The 17,666-nt window shown below is 40.8% G+C and carries 11 protein-coding genes; 5 read left to right on the top strand and 6 right to left on the bottom strand.

Annotated elements, in window-relative coordinates; translation table 11 throughout:
• Positions 1–40: 40 nt before the first annotated feature.
• From TZ96_RS03385 to TZ96_RS03370, 4 genes are all read right to left on the bottom strand, one after another.
• On the bottom strand, positions 41–7,999 hold the full coding sequence (locus TZ96_RS03385; RefSeq protein WP_045762890.1) for an SIALI-17 repeat-containing surface protein: 7,959 nt from the start codon (positions 7,997–7,999) through the stop codon (positions 41–43).
• Between the two features lie 237 nt (positions 8,000–8,236).
• Complete coding sequence (locus TZ96_RS03380) at positions 8,237–9,091, bottom strand: bifunctional methylenetetrahydrofolate dehydrogenase/methenyltetrahydrofolate cyclohydrolase (RefSeq protein WP_045762889.1); 855 nt, start codon at positions 9,089–9,091, stop codon at positions 8,237–8,239.
• A gap of 137 nt (positions 9,092–9,228) precedes the next feature.
• A complete protein-coding gene (locus tag TZ96_RS03375; protein ID WP_045762888.1) occupies positions 9,229–9,963 on the bottom strand; it encodes an amino acid ABC transporter ATP-binding protein in 735 nt (244 codons plus the stop codon).
• Positions 9,963–10,646: an amino acid ABC transporter permease gene (locus TZ96_RS03370; protein ID WP_045762887.1), complete on the bottom strand. Its 684-nt coding sequence runs from the start codon at positions 10,644–10,646 to the stop codon at positions 9,963–9,965. Before TZ96_RS03370 ends, TZ96_RS03375 begins: the two co-directional genes overlap by 1 nt.
• A gap of 196 nt (positions 10,647–10,842) precedes the next feature.
• On the opposite strand from TZ96_RS03370, the gene TZ96_RS03365 reads away from it, so the two are divergent.
• From TZ96_RS03365 to TZ96_RS03345, 5 genes are all read left to right on the top strand, one after another.
• Complete coding sequence (locus TZ96_RS03365; protein WP_000443576.1) at positions 10,843–11,073, top strand: DUF1797 family protein; 231 nt, start codon at positions 10,843–10,845, stop codon at positions 11,071–11,073.
• Between the two features lie 394 nt (positions 11,074–11,467).
• Positions 11,468–13,720 carry an ATP-dependent Clp protease ATP-binding subunit gene (locus tag TZ96_RS03360; RefSeq protein ID WP_045762886.1) on the top strand — a complete coding sequence of 751 codons (2,253 nt, stop codon included), beginning with the start codon at positions 11,468–11,470 and terminating at the stop codon, positions 13,718–13,720.
• An 88-nt stretch (positions 13,721–13,808) separates the two neighbouring features.
• A complete protein-coding gene (locus tag TZ96_RS03355) occupies positions 13,809–14,258 on the top strand; it encodes an NUDIX hydrolase (protein WP_045762885.1) in 450 nt (149 codons plus the stop codon).
• Positions 14,259–14,321: 63 nt separating this feature from the next.
• Complete coding sequence (locus TZ96_RS03350; protein WP_000767183.1) at positions 14,322–14,621, top strand: DUF1827 family protein; 300 nt, start codon at positions 14,322–14,324, stop codon at positions 14,619–14,621.
• 226 nt (positions 14,622–14,847) lie between these two features.
• The gene (locus TZ96_RS03345; RefSeq protein ID WP_045762884.1) at positions 14,848–15,480 is read left to right on the top strand and encodes a GNAT family N-acetyltransferase; all 633 of its coding nucleotides are present in this window, start codon (positions 14,848–14,850) and stop codon (positions 15,478–15,480) included.
• A gap of 34 nt (positions 15,481–15,514) precedes the next feature.
• Here the strand turns inward: TZ96_RS03345 and metK are convergent, their stop codons facing one another.
• Positions 15,515–16,705, bottom strand: coding sequence for a methionine adenosyltransferase (gene metK, locus TZ96_RS03340; RefSeq protein WP_000003967.1), 1,191 nt, complete (start codon positions 16,703–16,705; stop codon positions 15,515–15,517).
• A 238-nt stretch (positions 16,706–16,943) separates the two neighbouring features.
• Positions 16,944–17,642 (bottom strand): GntR family transcriptional regulator, encoded by a 699-nt coding sequence (locus TZ96_RS03335; RefSeq protein WP_045762883.1) that lies wholly within the window; start codon positions 17,640–17,642, stop codon positions 16,944–16,946.
• Positions 17,643–17,666 lie beyond the last annotated feature (24 nt).

The following is a 17,666-nucleotide window of genomic DNA, read 5'->3' as shown; positions in this document are numbered from 1 at the left end:
AGTATTTCTACAATCAATCAACAATGTAGAGTTCCAAACTCTATTTTTCTTTACGTTTAACAGTTAGTAAAGCCACTGATAAAACAAGACTGAGACTTGCTAGGAAGGCAGCTGTATCAGATCGACTTTCACCTGTTTCTGGAAGTCTTGCTGAATCTACTTTCTCTGAAGCATTTTCAAAGTTTTCTCCATTAACTGCTGGCCCATGAGCTTGTTCTACTGGTTTTACTGGTTCTTGGTTTTGTTCTTTATAGACAATCGCATAAAGTCCTAGATCTTTGGTGACAAATTCAACCATGTCACCTACAAGCGTCACCTTTTGAAGCTGCAAGCCTTGATCTAAGCTCATATGATAAACTCCTTGAACCTGTCCCTTGACTGGTAATCTCACTAGGACAGCGCCTTTGAGTTCAACTTCTTGGTTGTCCTTATCCAGCAATTTAACTTGATAAGCATCATAGTGTTTACCAGCTAATTCTTGACGTAGAACCTTCTTCACTTGAAGCTTGAGGTCTTTAGATAACTCTGTAGTTAGCCCTGCTACCAGAACTCCAGTTTCCTTATCAGTCAAAATTCGAACCTCTTCGGCTGGTTTAACAAGACTTGGTGCAGGCTCGTTTCCAGCTGTAGCCACTGTTCCTGTATATTCTGGCAGCTCGTTTTTGGCGGCTTCCACAGCATTAACGCCACCTGTAAATTCTGGGACTTCATTCTTAGCTGCCTCTACTGCATTGACACCACCCTTGAATTCTGGGATTTCTACTACTGGTGCTGGCTCGTCGCCTGCTGTGCCGACTGCATCTGTGTATTCTGGCAACTCGTTTTTGGCGGCTTCTACTGCATTGACTCCGCCCTCAAATTCTGGCACTTCTACCACTGGTGCTGGCTCATCACCTACTGTGCCGATTGCATCTGTGTACTCTGGCAATTCATTCTTAGCTGCCTCTACTGCATTGACACCACCCTTGAATTCTGGGATTTCTACTACTGGTGCTGGCTCGTCGCCTGCTGTGCCGATTACATCTGTGTATTCTGGTAACTCGTTTTTAGCTGCTTCTACTGCATTGACGCCGCCCTCAAATTCTGGGACTTCTACTACTGGTGCTGGCTCGTCGCCTACTGTGCCGATTGCATCTGTGTATTCTGGCAACTCGTTTTTAGCTGCTTCTACTGCATTGACGCCGCCCTCAAATTCTGGCACTTCTACCACTGGAGCTGGCTCGTCGCCTACTGTGCCGATTGCCTCTGTGTATTCTGGCAACTCGTTTTTAGCTGCTTCTACTGCATTGACTCCGCCCTCAAATTCTGGCACTTCTACCACTGGAGCTGGCTCATCACCCTTACTTGTAGTAATGGCTGGTTTTACCTTGACTTCAACAACTCGATCTTGCGCCTCAGTCGTATCTGTATAAACAGTGGTACGGTTAGATCCTAGAACCTCAACATAATCAACTCTTTCACCCTTCTTACCTTCTGAGATTACTCGACGTTCATCTTGAGCTAAGTCATTGTTTTCACGAATAATTTCCTTAAATGGAATTTCGGTCTTGACAACTTCTAAACTTGGTCGTTCGAGAACAGGACTTTGGTCACCTTCTTCAGGAACAATACGGTGACTAGGCTTGAAGTGAATACGATATTCCTTGACAAGACTACCATCCTTAGCAAGAAGACGGACAAGAGTAGGAAGGTTATCCTGACTAGACTCAACAACCGTTGTCACACCGTGACCACTTGCTTGAGCAGTCACCTGTGGTTTAGTGCCATTTAAGTTCACTGTATAATCTGAAACCGCAGGATCAAAGTTTTCCAATGCTTTTCCAGCAACCGAAATAGTCACTGAAGGAGTTTCCACATCTTTTGCTTTAGCAGGAGAGTAAGCACTAAATTCGACCATTGCTAGACCATTAGTTGTAGATTTACGAGTCATGCGTGCTCGAATAGCTGTTGTCTGAATTGGATCAAAGGTAAATTCGATTGGTTTACCAGCCACGATTTCTCCAGATGCTTTATAAGGAATTTCTTGCCAGTTTTCTGCCTTATTAAATGGATGATCCGCATTTTCTTCATAACGAGAAATGGTACTTGGTTCTGTATAGGCAGGCCCAACATATCTTTCTAATACCATTGTCGCTGGTGCGTCTGTTCCACTGTCTTTAAAGAACTGAATAGCTACTTTTCCAACAGACTGAGGTGTAATCTGACCATTCTTCTTAAAGAGAATTCCCACAGATGTTTCTTGGTCCTTCGGAGTACGAGACCAGTTAGTCCAACGTCCATCTTCGTTAAAGTGACCATCGTTGATATAGAAAATTTTATCCCGAGAAGCTGCTTGTGTATCATTTGTAGTAGACGCAAAGGCTTTAGAATCTGTCGCATTATTGCTTGCATTTTCTGAGATAACTTGATTACCTTTTGTAACAACTGTTACTTGCATCTTGGTTGTTAAGTCTGTTCCTAGAACATGACCAAGCACTTCAAAGTTACCTTCTTGGGCAGTCGCATGTTCTGGAACTGCATCCCATTGGACAGCAAGGTTAGCTTTAACCCAGCCAGCTTGTGATGGATAGTAGACCGTTACTTCGGCAGGCAATTGAAGTTGATCGCCAACATTCAAGGTCTGGGCACTATTTTCCGCAGCTACTGGTTGTGTTGACTCTTTTTCGTCATCACGGAAGATACGATATTCTTTAAGAACAGTTCCATCCTCAGCTTTCAAAATAAGACGTGTCGCACCTTTTTCACTTGTTGCAGGAACAACCGTTACCAAACCGTTGTTGCTGGCTGTGGCAGTGATTTCCTTGCTTGCTTGAGGAATATAATAATCTGTCTTAGATGGATTGAAATGTTCGAGCTTCTTACCATCTACTTGGATAGAAATTTCTGAGCTGGTAGCACTTGGAACCTTACTTCCTAAAATAGTAATTTCTGTTAAACCAACACCAGCCTTTCCATCTGCCTTCTTCATACGCATACGAACAGCATAAGTTTCAACCTTATCAAATGTAAAATGGTTCGTTTGACCTGCAGATAATTGTCCAGGAGCGTGAAGATTTTCTACAGCCTTCCAGTTGGCAGCATTGTTGAATGGATGCTTGGTATCTCCTTGAGCATGATTGACATCGTTTGGAAGATCTGGAACTTCTTGACCGACATAGTATTCAATAACATATTCTTTTGGAAGTCCGATAGCTCCGTCTGTGTAGAAATCAACGGAAAGATTATCGACAAATCGTTTGGTCAAATCACCTGAATTACCAAACAAGATAGACGCCCAATCATTATCTGTACCTGTTTGCCATGTAGTCCATCGATTCTTAACATCTGTATTGGCTCTTGAAACTGTCAAGTCGTTCAAAGTATTAGCCGAATCATCACCACCCGTATTGGATACAATAGCAGCTGGCAATTGAGAACCAGTCCACTGTTTCGAGATATTATTTCCAGCAACAACTTGACTAGAAACACGAACATGGGCCTTAGTAGTCAAATGGCTACCCACTAATTGACCCTTGATTTCATAGATACCTTCAGTCTGACTAAAGTTTTCAGGGACCTTGTCCCAAAGGACATCTTTATAGACAGTTGTTCCATTAGAATGGTAGGCACGTACGTTAGCTGGCAATTGAACAGTTTCACCCTTAGGAAGAGTGAGGCTGATTTCTTCTGCAATCTGCAAACCTTCTACAGTCACATTGGCAAGAGCTTCAATATCTGTACCTTCGACATGACCTTTAAGGGTAAAGCTATGATAGTAACCAAGTTCTTTGGCATCTACCTTGTCCCAAGTTACAGCTACCTTACGAGGCAAGCCCTTATCAAATTCTGCTCCGATTTGATCAGGCAAATTCGGTTGCTGATTGATATCTGTAGAGATAGAAACAGGATGTAGCTTGACAATTTTCTTGTCTACTGTATTTTCTTTTATCACAAGTTCAGTTGCTACAGACTGAGTCTTATCAGTTTGATTGTCAATACGAGGAGTGAGGGTTACACTACCTTTCTTGTAAAGAAGCAAGTTCTGACCATTCACCTCAAGATGAGCACCATCAGCTGACTTAACTTCCAAATGGATATCTGACGCTGAAAATTCAGTTTGTGTACCATCTTCGTAGTGCCCAATGACATGATAAGGGAGAACTTGGTCTTCTGTTGCAGTCTCTTTTCCTTCAACGCTTACTTCCAAGCGTGTCAAGGCAGGCGCTTCTTTTACAAACTGAATCAAATAAGTTTGAACTAAATCGCCCTTCTGGTCACTCAAAAATACAGAAGCCTGATAATCATTAGCTACTGAAGCTTGTTGCACAGTTACTTGGTAGCCAGTAGTTTGTGCTCCAACACTTGGGATTTTAGCAGTATAAGGAAGGGATACTCGGTAGTAGGTCTTTCCAGGCTCAAAGTTTTCAAGAGACTTGTCACCAACCGTGAGACCTGTAACAGTACTTTCTGTTTCCTTATCACTAGCGATAAAGGTTGCCGTAACCTCGTAGTCATTGCCTACTAATTTTCCAGTTGCTTCAGTACGTCCACCTTCTTTTGTCAGAGCAGAAGGATCTTTCAAGGTCCAAGAAACGACTTCCGCATCAACCAAGTTACCATCTGATAAAACAGCCGTAACAGTCTTGTCCAAATTTTCAACAGCTGTACCAACCGGGACAGTTGCTACTTTTGGCAACCACTTATCAAGCGCAACTACCTTGACAAGGGCTTCAGCCTTGGCTTCGAGTCCTTCCACACTACCAAGGACTTTTTTCTCACCAGCACTTGAAAGGAGATCTTCTGGGATGTCCCAAGTCACAGCTTTTTCTTCAACACTACCATCGCTATAAATAGCTGTCACAGTCTCTGGCAATTTAGGATTTTCGCTGACATCAGTTCTTGCCTTCACAGGGGCAAAAGCGACAAAATGGCGATTTTCTTTCTTGCCTGAAACGGTTGTGACCGTCGCCTGATCTGAAGCCAAGCCTGCAGAATCCGCATAAAGAGTGAATTTACCTTCTTTTTCAGTCGATTTAACGATGACAACACCTTTACCATTGAAGGCTTTTCTTTGCCATGTACCATCTTTCTGAGCCTTATAACGTTCACGGCTAGCTTGTTCTCCATTGTCCACACCGACGATTTGTCCTTGGCCATGAAGATTGAAATGAACAAGATTATTGGCAGTTGGTACAACATTACCGTCTTCATCAACGATTTCATACTGGATATAAGACAAATCCTTACCATCTGCAGTGATGACATGCTCTTCCTTGGTGAGTCGAACTCTAGCTGGCTCCCCTGCTGTTGTCACACTATCACGCGCAATCTCTTTACCATTTTCATCGCGAGCAATAGCTGTTAAGGTACCTGGTTTATAGTCCACCAACCACTCAAGATACAATTCACTTGGTTTAGCTCCCTCGTGATAAGGGCGACCATCTTCAGTTGTTTTCTTAACAAATTCTTTCTTACCGAGGGACTCATTGTTCAAGAACAATTCTACACTAGCAGCATTTGAGAAGGTCCGTACAGGAACCTTGCCATTGACCAGCATATTACGTTCCTTGAGCGTTTCTTCAGTCCAATTCCAGTGAGGCATGATACGAACTGTTGGTTTTTCTTTGGCACTATACCATTCACTACGATAGAGATAGAAATCATTCTTAGGCAAGCCTGCCGTATCAATGATACCAAAATAAGAGCTTTTTACTGGTGTATTATCTTGGTTATGCCATGGTGTAGGTTCACCGATATAGTCAAAACCAGTCCAGATGAACTGACCTGCATAGCCAGCACGATCACGGTCAAAAGTCCAAGATTCAGTAGCTGTTCTACCCCAGGCTACACGGTCATTACCATAGTCTGATTGTTCATAGTGACGATTTGGGCGATTGTCGTGCCAGAGTAAATGAGCAGGATCAAAATAAGAATCTCGAGTTCGAGTCGCTGAAGAGGTTTCAGAACCATAAATCAACCAATCTGGATGTTCCTTACGAACCGCATCATAATTCCGTTCCCCATAGTTCATACCAACAGCATCCATGATTGCTGCCAATTCTAAGAACAAGCCGCTTGATCTACGACTGAATTTGTTTTCCCCCATGGTCACATAGCGTTCTGTATCGATTGCTTTGATGATCGCTTTCAAACGCTTGGCTGTTTCTAGCGAACGCTCACCACCATCTGCTTCATCAACTTCGTTACCGAGTGACCACATAACGATAGATGGATTATTTTTATCACGTTCAACCATGGTTCTAAGGTCAAAATCAGACCACTTCTCACCCTTCTTAGCTTCTGGGTGAGTTGCATCTTGGTCAAAGAAACGTCCATAGTCATACGTTTTCTTGCCACGATACCAAGTATCAAAGGCTTCTTCTTGGACCAAAAGTCCTAGACTTGCCGCAGCATCAAGCAACTGTGGACTTGCTGGATTGTGGGTTGTACGGATAGAGTTAACTCCCATATCTTTGAGGAGTTTTAATTTACGGTAGGTTGCCTTATAGTTTTCTTCTGCCCCCAAGGCACCGTTATCATGGTGGATACTAACTCCATGGAATTTCATTCTCTCACCGTTCAAAGAGAATCCTTCTTTGGCTGTCCAGTTAAAATAACGATAACCAAAGGTATCTTCTGTCACATCAACTAGCTGACCTTCTTTATAAACCTTGGTTTTCAGAACATAGAGCTGAGGATGATAGCTTTTGGTTGTCCAGAGGGTTGGCTTATTAACCAAAATCGTTTGCTTAAAGTCAGCTGTCTCATTTCCTGCTAGACTCTTAGTTACAGAACGAACCAAATCTGAAACAGCCTTACCTTCCTTAGTAAAAATCTGTTGCTCCACAAATACCTTGGCTAAAGTTTTGGCAGTATTTTTGATCTTGCTTTGGATTTGTGTTTCAACGTTGCCATCTTTTTGTTCAGCTAGTTTTGGAGTTGTGATATGATTTCCATTTTCAGCTACCTGCACCTTGTCGCGATAACTCAGAGTTACATCGCGATAGATACCACTTCCTGAGTACCAACGACTACTTGGTTGCTTATTGGTAACTTGGACAGCAATGGTATTTTCACTACCATCTTTATTTAAAAATTCAGTGATGTCGTATGAAAAATGATTGTAACCACTTGGATAATGACCTACAAATTTACCATTTACATAGACCTTAGAGTCCATGTAGACACCATCAAAGTTGATCCGAACATCCTTATCCTTAGCAGCTTCGTCAACCGTGAAGGTCTTACGATACCAGGCAGTACCCCCGTTTAATTGACCACCTTCATTTCGGGCAGGAGACTTGTGGTCAAAATCAAAATAGATACTCCAGTCATGAGGAAGGTTCAACTTAGACCAATCATGAACATCTACATCTTTCTTAGAAAAATCACCTTGAGAATTTAATTTAAAATACCAGTCTTTGTTGAAATTTTGTTTTCTCTCTTCAAGAAGCTGATTTTCTTTTTCCTTCTCTTTTGTAGCTTGAGGTGATTCACTTGCAGAAGCTTTTTCTTCCTTGCTTTTATCATCCGTTACAGGTTTATTTTGATTAGGTGTATCAGTATGTTCTTCTCGAACTGCTGACTTTTCAGGACTTCCTTCTGAAACTGTAGCCTCTTTACCATTCGCTTCAGCAGCAGGTTTTTCAGTTTTTTCAACTTTGTCTTCTTTAGGGCTGACTACTTCTGCTTCCTTTTCTACCTTAGGACTTGTTGCCTCAGTTACCTTTTCTTCACTTGCTGGTTTTGCGGATTCAACAGTATCATTTTCTTTTTCAGTAGCGGAATCTTGTGGGCCATTTTGCTCAGCTTTTGCAATTGCTGCAGCAACCTCATCTGGAAGCTTATCTAAAGGTTGAACTTGATGAATTGTTTCCTCACTAGGACTTGCTACTTCGGTTTCAGCTGCTTGAGCCACCTGAAGACCAAATATACTAGCTCCAATCATAACTGAAGCTGCACCAATGGCAAATTTACGAATACTATAATGACACCGTCTTTCAAAAAATCTCTTATCCATTATTGTTCCTTTCCAATGTTCTAGTAAGCGATTACATTTTACTCCAAAAAATAAACCTCCCTCTAGACGCTTACTTATTTTATCCATATAAATATTGATGCTTTTAATATATCAAAATAGTAGAGTTTTTTCAATAATTTGTAGAAGTTTTACTGCAATTTTATTAAAATAAGTGCAAGAAAAAACAAGTTCATTTTTTAGAACTTGTTTCTTTACTATATAAAATCAATGCTTGTATTATCTATCCAAACTACGCAATGCAGCCTGATAAGTCTGCTCCATCAACATAGTAATGGTCATAGGTCCAACTCCACCAGGTACAGGTGTGATATGGCTAGCGATTGGCGCAACAGTATCATAGTCAACATCTCCACAGAGCTTTCCATTTTCATCTCGGTTCATCCCCACATCAATGACAACAGCCCCAGGTTTGACAAAGTCAGCAGTCACAAACTTAGCACGACCAATTGCTACGACAAGAATATCCGCCTTAGAAGCTACCTTGGCCAGATTGTGTGTTCGTGAGTGGGTCAAGGTTACAGTTGCATTCTTAGCTAATAACAACTGGGCCATTGGTTTACCGACGATATTAGAACGACCAATGACAACTGCATTCTTACCTTCTAGTTCAATCCCATACTCATGAAACATTTCCATGATACCAGCTGGAGTTGAAGGGATCATAACTGGATGACCAGACCAAAGGCGCCCCATGTTGAGCGGATGAAAACCATCCACGTCCTTTTCTGGATCAATAGCCAATAAAACAGCTTCTTCATCGATGTGTTTTGGTAAGGGCAACTGCACCAAAATACCATGCCAAGCTGGATCGTGATTGTATTTGGCAATCAAGTCCAACAATTCCTCTTGGGTAATGGTCTCAGGAACTCGCACGACTTCACTTTGGAAACCTGCAGCTATCGCTGAACGTTCCTTGTTACGAACGTAAACCTGACTGGCTGGATTGTCCCCAACCAAAATAACCACCAAACCAGGCACCAAACCTGTCTCTTCCTTTAATTTAGCTGTTTTTTCAGCCAATTGTCCTTGTAGCTTGGCTGCTAAAGCCTTGCCATCAATAATCTGTGTCATGTGTTTTCTCTTTTCTAACAAATATCCTCTATTATAACAAAAAAACGCTCGACCTTCTAACACTTCTTACCTAAGATACCCTATAGTCTGAAACTATAAGAAAAAGCCCCCTTGGAGCTTTTCTAATAAACAATATTTTACAAAACCTTACTCAAGAAATCCTTGGTTCTTTGTTCTTGGGTTTGTTCAAAGACTTGCTCTGGAGTTCCATCTTCGACAACAACACCGTCAGCCATAAAGATGACGCGGTCTGCCACTTCACGCGCAAAGCCCATCTCATGCGTCACGATGACCATAGTCATTCCTGACTTAGCAAGTTCTTGCATAACCGCTAGTACTTCCCCTACCATTTCTGGGTCTAGGGCAGAAGTCGGTTCATCAAAGAGTAGGACATCTGGTTCCATGGCAAGACCACGAGCAATAGCGATACGTTGTTGCTGCCCACCAGACAAACTTTGTGGATAAGCATCTGCCTTATCTGGTAAACCAACCTTTTCCAAGAGCTCATGCGCTCTCTTCTCAGCAACTTCCTTACTTTCCCCTTTGGTCTTGATAGGAGAAAGCGTGATGTTATCCTTCACTGTCATATTGGGGAAGAGATTGAACTGTTGGAAAACCATTCCCATTTTTTCACGCATGGCAAAGAGGTCGTTTTTCTTATCTGTAATGTCTACTCCTTCAAAGATAACCTTTCCTTTTGTCGCTTCTTCAAGGAGATTCATAGAGCGAAGGAGGGTTGACTTACCGCTACCAGATGGTCCGATAATCACCACAACTTCCCCTTTTTTGATTTCAAGATCAATCCCTTTTAAAACTTCATTCTTCCCAAAGTTTTTATGAAGGTTTTCAATTTTAATTAGCGTTTCAGTCATTATTTTTTCTCTCCTTGTCCCATACGATTTTCAAAAGCTTTCAAGGCTAGTGTCAAGATAGAGGTCATAATCAAGTAGTAAAAGGCTGCAAATAAGAGTGGAGTTAAAGGCAAGTAGGTGGTTGTTGACACCGTAGTAGCTCCATTCCACAATTCCATAACACCGATTGCTGACAAGAGTGAACTATCCTTGATAATGGTAATAAACTCATTCCCCAAGGCTGGCAAGATATTCTTGATGGCCTGTGGCAAGATGACATAGCGCATAGCATTTTTAGGACGAATCCCTAGAGAGTAAGCCGCCTCTAATTGTCCTTTAGGTACTGCATTGATACCAGCACGAACTGTTTCTGATACATAGGCACCACTATTCATAGAGATAATGATAATCCCTGGAATCAAACGTGAAAAATCAACTCCCAAAACTCCAATTTGAATAGTCGGAGCATTGATATGCATAAGAGCAAAAGCAATCATGATCTGTACCATCATAGGTGTTCCACGGAAAATCCAAATATAAACATTGGCAAGCCAAGATATGGGCTTTATTTTCGAACGTTGAGCAAAAGCCAAGACTACCCCTAAAATTGTCCCCAAAAAGACAACCAAAACAGAGATCAAGACTGTTACAAGAGCACCATAGTTAAAATATGGCAGATATTTAGGTAAAAAAGAAAAATTCATAAATCCACTACTTTCTAATTTCTAACTTAAAACTTGTATGAGTATAACATGTTTTGAATAAAAATGCAATCTTTTTCCTTTTATTTTCAATAAAATTTCAAAGAAAACAGAAATAGCGAGAAATCTTAGTTTTTTCTAGTCAAGTGGATACTCTTTATGGTAAAATAGTAACGATAAGAAATGGAGGAGAATCAAAATGGAATCACATTTGGTTAGAATCATCAACCGCCTAGAAGCAATGACAAAAGATGGTGGTAACTTAAAACGTAACTTTGAGCGCGAGGGAGTTGTTGTAGCTGAAGTTGCTTTTAACCATGATGAAGAAAATGGCCCAATCTTTACACTTCGTGATGTTGAAGCTCGTGAAACATATACTTTTGACAGCATCGACTTGATTGCGATGGAAATTTACGAACTTCTATACTAATAATAGATATACAGAGGTTGGGACAAAAGATCCTGACCTCACTTTTTATTAGCAATCAAACTTTGACGCGGTAGCTGATTGGACTTTTCGTTCGTCTTTTAGACTCCCAAAACTCCTAATCATCTTCGCGGGGCTGGGACTACGAAATCAAAACTTTGTCTATCGATTTCTGTCCCACCGCCTTTCACTAACGAGAATCCTTTTTGTATGACAAATAGGATTTTTTTCTTGCTATTAAAATCTTCTCCAGATTAGCGCTCTACTATTTATAGTGCTAGTATCCAATCTTTTTACTTGCTTTCCCCTTCAATCATGATATAATGAAACTAAAGAACTTTGACTATTTTTGACCTTTTTATTTTAGTCAAAGCCAAGAAAGAAATGAGGTGGCGGTATGCTCTGTCAAAACTGTAAAATCAATGACTCAACGATTCATCTTTATACCAATCTCAATGGACAACAAAAGCAAATCGACCTTTGTCAAAATTGCTATAAAATTATCAAAACAGATCCTAACAATAGCTTATTCAAGGGCATTACAGATTTAAACAACCGTGATTTTGATCCCTTTGGAGACTTCTTTAACGATCTCAACAACTTTAGACCTTCTTCTAATAACAACAATATCCCCCCAACTCAGTCAGGGGGTGGATACGGTGGAAATGGTGGCTATGGTTCCCAAAATCGTGGTCCTGCTCAAACACCACCACCAATCCAGGAAAAAGGACTCTTGGATGAATATGGTATCAATGTCACTGAGATTGCCCGTCGTGGAAATATTGACCCTGTAATTGGCCGCGACGAAGAGATAATCCGTGTCATTGAAATCCTCAACCGCAGAACAAAAAACAACCCTGTCCTCATCGGTGAGCCCGGTGTTGGTAAGACAGCTGTTGTCGAAGGTTTAGCTCAGAAAATTGTTGATGGTGATGTTCCCCATAAACTTCAAGGTAAAGAAGTCATCCGCTTAGATGTCGTTAGCCTTGTTCAAGGTACAGGTATCCGTGGCCAATTTGAAGAACGCATGCAAAAACTCATGGAAGAAATTCGTGAGCGCGAGGATGTTATTCTCTTCATTGACGAAATTCATGAAATTGTCGGTGCTGGTTCTGCTGGAGAAGGGAATATGGATGCAGGAAATATCCTAAAACCAGCTCTTGCTCGTGGCGAACTCCAACTAGTTGGTGCTACTACCCTCAATGAATACCGCATCATCGAAAAAGATGCTGCCCTTGAGCGCCGTATGCAACCGGTCAAGGTTGATGAACCAACTGTGGAAGAAACCATCATTATCCTTAAAGGAATTCAAAAGAAATACGAAGATTACCATCATGTTCACTATACTGACGGGGCTATCGAAGCGGCCGCTACCCTTTCTAACCGCTACATCCAAGATCGTTTCTTGCCAGACAAGGCCATTGACCTTCTAGATGAAGCTGGTTCAAAAATGAACTTAACCTTGAATTTTGTAGATCCTAAAGTCATCGACCAACGCTTAATCGAAGCAGAAAATCTCAAGGCACAAGCAACCCGCGATGAAGATTTTGAAAAAGCAGCCTACTTCCGTGACCAGATTGCCAAATATAAGGAAATGCAAAAGACAAAGGTAACGGATCAGGATACCCCAATCATCAGCGAAAAGACGATTGAACACATCATCGAACAAAAGACTAATATCCCAGTTGGTGACCTTAAGGAAAAAGAACAGTCTCAACTCATCAACCTAGCAGATGACCTCAAGGCTCATGTTATTGGTCAAGATGATGCAGTTGATAAAATCGCTAAGGCTATCCGTCGTAACCGTGTTGGACTCGGTACTCCAAACCGTCCAATCGGTAGCTTCCTCTTTGTTGGTCCTACTGGTGTCGGTAAAACAGAACTTTCTAAACAACTAGCTATCGAACTCTTTGGCTCTGCTGACAGCATGATTCGCTTTGATATGAGTGAATACATGGAAAAACACAGCGTGGCTAAACTCGTTGGTGCCCCTCCAGGATACGTAGGTTATGATGAAGCAGGTCAATTGACTGAAAAAGTGCGTCGTAACCCCTACTCACTGATCCTCCTAGACGAGGTTGAAAAAGCCCATCCAGATGTTATGCATATGTTCCTTCAAGTCTTGGATGATGGTCGTTTAACGGATGGGCAAGGTCGTACCGTTAGCTTTAAAGACGCCATCATTATCATGACCTCAAATGCAGGTACAGGTAAGGCAGAAGCTAGTGTTGGATTTGGTGCTGCTCGTGAAGGCCGTACCAACTCAGTCCTTGGGGAATTAGGCAACTTCTTTAGCCCCGAATTCATGAACCGTTTTGACGGCATTATCGAATTCAAGGCTCTCAGCAAGGAAAATCTCCTTCAAATCGTTGACCTTATGTTGGATGATGTGAATAAACGTCTCTCAAGCAATAATATCCATTTAGATGTAACAGATAAGGTTAAAGAAAAACTTGTAGACCTTGGTTATGATCCAAAAATGGGAGCTCGTCCACTACGTCGTACCATCCAAGACTACATCGAAGATGCCATTACGGACTACTACCTTGAAAATCCAAGCGAGAAAAACCTCAAAGCCGTCATGACTAGCAATGGTAAAATCATGATTAAATCAAAAAATAAATTGGAAACAGTTGACTCAAATGACTAATTCCACATACTAAAAGAATGTTCTTACTTGACAGTAAGAGCATTCTTTAATATGATAGAAAGAAAGCGCACACATAAAGGAGAAATTTATGACAAATCCAACCTTTGGAGAAAAAAAAGAGGGTGTAACCTACAAAACTAGATATGGTGTTTATGCAGTCATCCCTGACTCAGCACATGAAAAGATTATCCTCGTTCAAGCTCCAAATGGTGCATGGTTCTTGCCTGGTGGCGAGATTGAAGCAGGCGAAGATCATTTTGAAGCTCTCAAACGAGAACTAATTGAAGAATTAGGTTTTACAGCTGAGATTGGCACTTATTATGGACAAGCAGATGAGTATTTCTATTCCAGCCATCGTGATACTTACTACTACAATCCAGCCTATCTCTACGAAGCTACTTCTTATCAAGAAATCCAAAAACCTTTGGAGGACTTCAATCATCTAGCTTGGTTCCCAATCGATGAAGCCATTGCTAACTTAAAACGTGGCAGTCATAAATGGGCAATTGAAGCTTGGAAAAAACAGCATCAAGTTTAAATTAACTTTTCCAATTTTTCCAAAAAGTGCTATAATAGAAATAGAAACACAGGAGGAAAGCCTATGAAGCTCATCAACACTACTAATTCTCACTCAAACCTTGTTAAAAGCCAACTGGAGAGTACCGACGCTACACTCGTAGAAGTCTACTCGGCAGGCAATACTGATGTTATCTTTACTCAGGCACCGCTTCATTATGAAATCCTCATTTCCAATAAACATCGTGCTATCCGCGAACAAGAAATAGAAAAAATCCAAGAATTTTTCTTGAATCGCAAGATCGAAAAGCAAAATATCGATGAAGCTAATATCAAGACCCTCTACTCTGAAAAATTGATTGAAATCTCAATCCCAACAAAATAAAACTTAGCTATATTTGGACAACACTCTAAAAATTCTAACTTTTTAGAGTGTTCTTTGTCTGTCTAATCCTATATTCTAGAATCAGATTCAGTGTTACAGAAAGAGTTTTCTAACAATCCTTCAACTGACTAAATTTGGCAATATTTTTGTAAAAACTCGGTACTTGATCATCAAAACAATTAATTTCACTATTATAATTTACTAACATTAAAAAAGGAGCTCATAAATGGAGAACATAGTATACAGAAAAGCCAGGCTAGACGAATACCAAAAAATTGGAAAAGTAATAGCCGATAGCTTCTTTGATTATCCATTTTTAACTCTAATCATAGATGATCTCAAGAAACCTGAAAACTATCCTGCTTTTTTAGAACTATTAGAAAGTCTCCTTACTCGCCTCTATATCAAAGAAGAAACCTGTTTAGTAGCTGAACAAGACGGAGAAATCCTAGCTGTCGCCTTATTACAACAAAATGATTTTTCTGTCCTATCTTACTTGCTAAATGGTGTCATAAAACTGTTTCGCTACATTAGCCCACGAAATTTTTTGAAGTATCTTGATTTAGTAGACCGTTCCGAAGAACATTTGAAAAAATCTAATAGCTTTGACTGGTATTTGATGCTCCTTGCGGTCAATCCATCTGTTAAAGGACAAGGAGTGGGCAGTGCTTTTCTTAGAGACGCAGTTGAGCCTTATGTCAAATCCAAGGGCTGCAAGCGCTTAGGGCTCATTACCAGTACAGAAAAAAATGTTCCATTCTATAAAAAGAATGATTATGAATTGCTAGATTTTATGGAGTTAGAGTACGGGGCTAAGTCTATTGGGAACTGGGCTTTTTTAAAGACTATCAATAAATAACTAAAAAAGGAGTTTAAATCAACTCCTTTTTACTTTATTTAACTGCTTCTTTCAAGGCGTCAACCTTATCCAAGCGTTCCCATGGAAGGTCAATATCTGTACGTCCCATGTGTCCATAAGCCGCAGTTTGACGGTAGATTGGACGTTTGAGATCCAGCATTTGAATGATTCCTGCTGGACGAAGGTCAAAGATTTGACGTGCTGCTTTTTCAAGTTTGCTTTCAGCTACTGTTCCAGTACCGAAGGTATCGATACGAACAGATACAGGTTGAGCTACACCAATGGCATAAGCCAATTGAACTTCTGCTTTCTTAGCGAGACCTGCAGCAACTATGTTTTTTGCAATGTAGCGAGCTGCATAAGAAGCTGAACGATCAACCTTAGTCGCATCCTTACCAGAGAAGGCACCACCACCGTGACGTGAGTAACCACCATAAGTATCCACGATGATCTTACGACCAGTCAAACCTGAGTCTCCTTGAGGTCCTCCGATAACGAAACGACCTGTTGGATTGATGAAGAATTTAGTTTCGTCGTCAAGATAAGAAGCTGGAATCACTTCTTTAATAACCTTGTTAATCACATCTTCATGAATTTGTTCATTGCTAACTTCTGGATCGTGTTGAGTTGAAATAACGACTGTATCCACTCGCACTGGCTGGTCATTTTCATCATATTCAACAGTGACTTGAGATTTAGCATCTGGACGAAGATAGCTAATTTCACCAGACTTACGAAGCTCTGCCAAACGACGAACCAACTTGTGGCTGAGTGAGATTGGCAATGGCATGAGTTCTTCAGTTTCATTAACCGCAAAACCAAACATGAGACCTTGGTCTCCAGCTCCAATCAAATCAAGTGGATCTTGATCCGCATTTCCACGAACTTCCAAGGCTTCATTAACACCTTGGGCGATATCTGGTGACTGCTCAACAAGTGATGGGTGAACTCCTACTGTTTCAGCTGAGAATCCATACTCAGTGTTGGTATAGCCAATCTCTGCAATCGTATCACGTACCACACGGTTAATATCTACATAGGCATTGGTTGAAATTTCACCAAAAACATGAACTGAACCAGTATAAACAGCTGTTTCAGCAGCAACGTGGGCTTCTGGATCTTGCTCTAAAATAGCATCCAAGATAGCATCTGAAATTTGGTCTGCAATCTTATCTGGATGCCCCTCAGATACAGATTCAGACGTGAATAATTTACGTTCTGACATAAAAATGTCCCCCCTTAAAAAATATTCGTTATAGAGTTACAAAGTACTGGCACAGAATCGATAAACGACGTTCACTACCACCTTATCGGGACCATATAACCTAACTATTATAACACGAATCTTTAAAAAATACTCGTATGATTACTATTTTTCTTAATCGGAAACTGTTTTCTAATCTTAGCCAAATAAAAACTCTTAAAGTGGATAGGATTTCCAACTTCAAGAGATTTCTTAAAAACTAATTATTTTCTAGATAAAACTCAAAACGTTCTCCGACGTATTGGCTCTTTACATACTCAAAAGCTGTACCATCATCAAAGTAAGAAACCTGAGTCAGTCCTAAAATAGCATGACCTTTTTCTACTTCTAGATAATGAGCAATTTTTTCCTTGGCTAAGCGAGCATAAATAGTCTGGTGAGATTTACCAATCCGATAACCATGTTTCTGTAAGGTTTGAAAGAAGTGCTTGGTTACTTCTTCTTTCTTGAAATTCTTGATAAATTTCTCAGGAATAGAAGCCACCTCGTAGACTACCGGAACTTGATCTGCATAACGAACACGTTCCATTCGAATAATATTTTCAGTAGCCTTGATCCCTAATTTTTCAACTTCTTGTTCATTAGGGATGGTTCGACGATAGGAAATCAGATGACTCGATGGTGTTTTCCCCTGAGCCTTCACAATTTCCGTAAAACTGGTCGTTCCACGCATTTTTTCCTGAACACGAGTACTAGAAACAAAGGTCCCGCTACCCACACGACGCTCCAAAACTCCTTCCTCGACCAAAAGGGAGATGGCTTGACGAAGGGTCATACGGCTAACCTCAAATTCCTCAGCTAAGTCTCTCTCGCTTGGGAGTCTCTCTCCAATTTTCCAATTTCCCTCATCAATACCTTTTTTGATTTGGTCGTGAATTTTCATATAAGCTGGTAACATGCTTGCTCACTTCTTTTCTTTATT

Origin of the sequence: Streptococcus infantis (assembly GCF_000963255.1) — a bacterium.
Taxonomy (GTDB): Bacteria; Bacillota; Bacilli; order Lactobacillales; family Streptococcaceae; genus Streptococcus; species Streptococcus nidrosiense.
Note: the sequence above shows the minus strand (reverse complement) of the source record. Positions and strands in the feature narration are given on the sequence as shown.

Bases quoted from the DNA above. Each gene is read 5' to 3' on its own strand.
- TZ96_RS03360 (WP_045762886.1), top strand. From the start codon at position 11,468: ATGCTCTGTCAAAACTGTAAAATCAATGACTCAACGATTCATCTTTAT.
- TZ96_RS03380 (WP_045762889.1), bottom strand. From the start codon at position 9,091: ATGACACAGATTATTGATGGCAAGGCTTTAGCAGCCAAGCTACAAGGA.
- TZ96_RS03355 (WP_045762885.1), top strand. From the start codon at position 13,809: ATGACAAATCCAACCTTTGGAGAAAAAAAAGAGGGTGTAACCTACAAA.
- TZ96_RS03385 (WP_045762890.1), bottom strand. From the start codon at position 7,999: ATGGATAAGAGATTTTTTGAAAGACGGTGTCATTATAGTATTCGTAAA.
- TZ96_RS03375 (WP_045762888.1), bottom strand. From the start codon at position 9,963: ATGACTGAAACGCTAATTAAAATTGAAAACCTTCATAAAAACTTTGGG.
- TZ96_RS03335 (WP_045762883.1), bottom strand. From the start codon at position 17,642: ATGTTACCAGCTTATATGAAAATTCACGACCAAATCAAAAAAGGTATT.
- TZ96_RS03370 (WP_045762887.1), bottom strand. From the start codon at position 10,646: ATGAATTTTTCTTTTTTACCTAAATATCTGCCATATTTTAACTATGGT.
- metK (WP_000003967.1), bottom strand. From the start codon at position 16,705: ATGTCAGAACGTAAATTATTCACGTCTGAATCTGTATCTGAGGGGCAT.
- TZ96_RS03350 (WP_000767183.1), top strand. From the start codon at position 14,322: ATGAAGCTCATCAACACTACTAATTCTCACTCAAACCTTGTTAAAAGC.
- TZ96_RS03345 (WP_045762884.1), top strand. From the start codon at position 14,848: ATGGAGAACATAGTATACAGAAAAGCCAGGCTAGACGAATACCAAAAA.
- TZ96_RS03365 (WP_000443576.1), top strand. From the start codon at position 10,843: ATGGAATCACATTTGGTTAGAATCATCAACCGCCTAGAAGCAATGACA.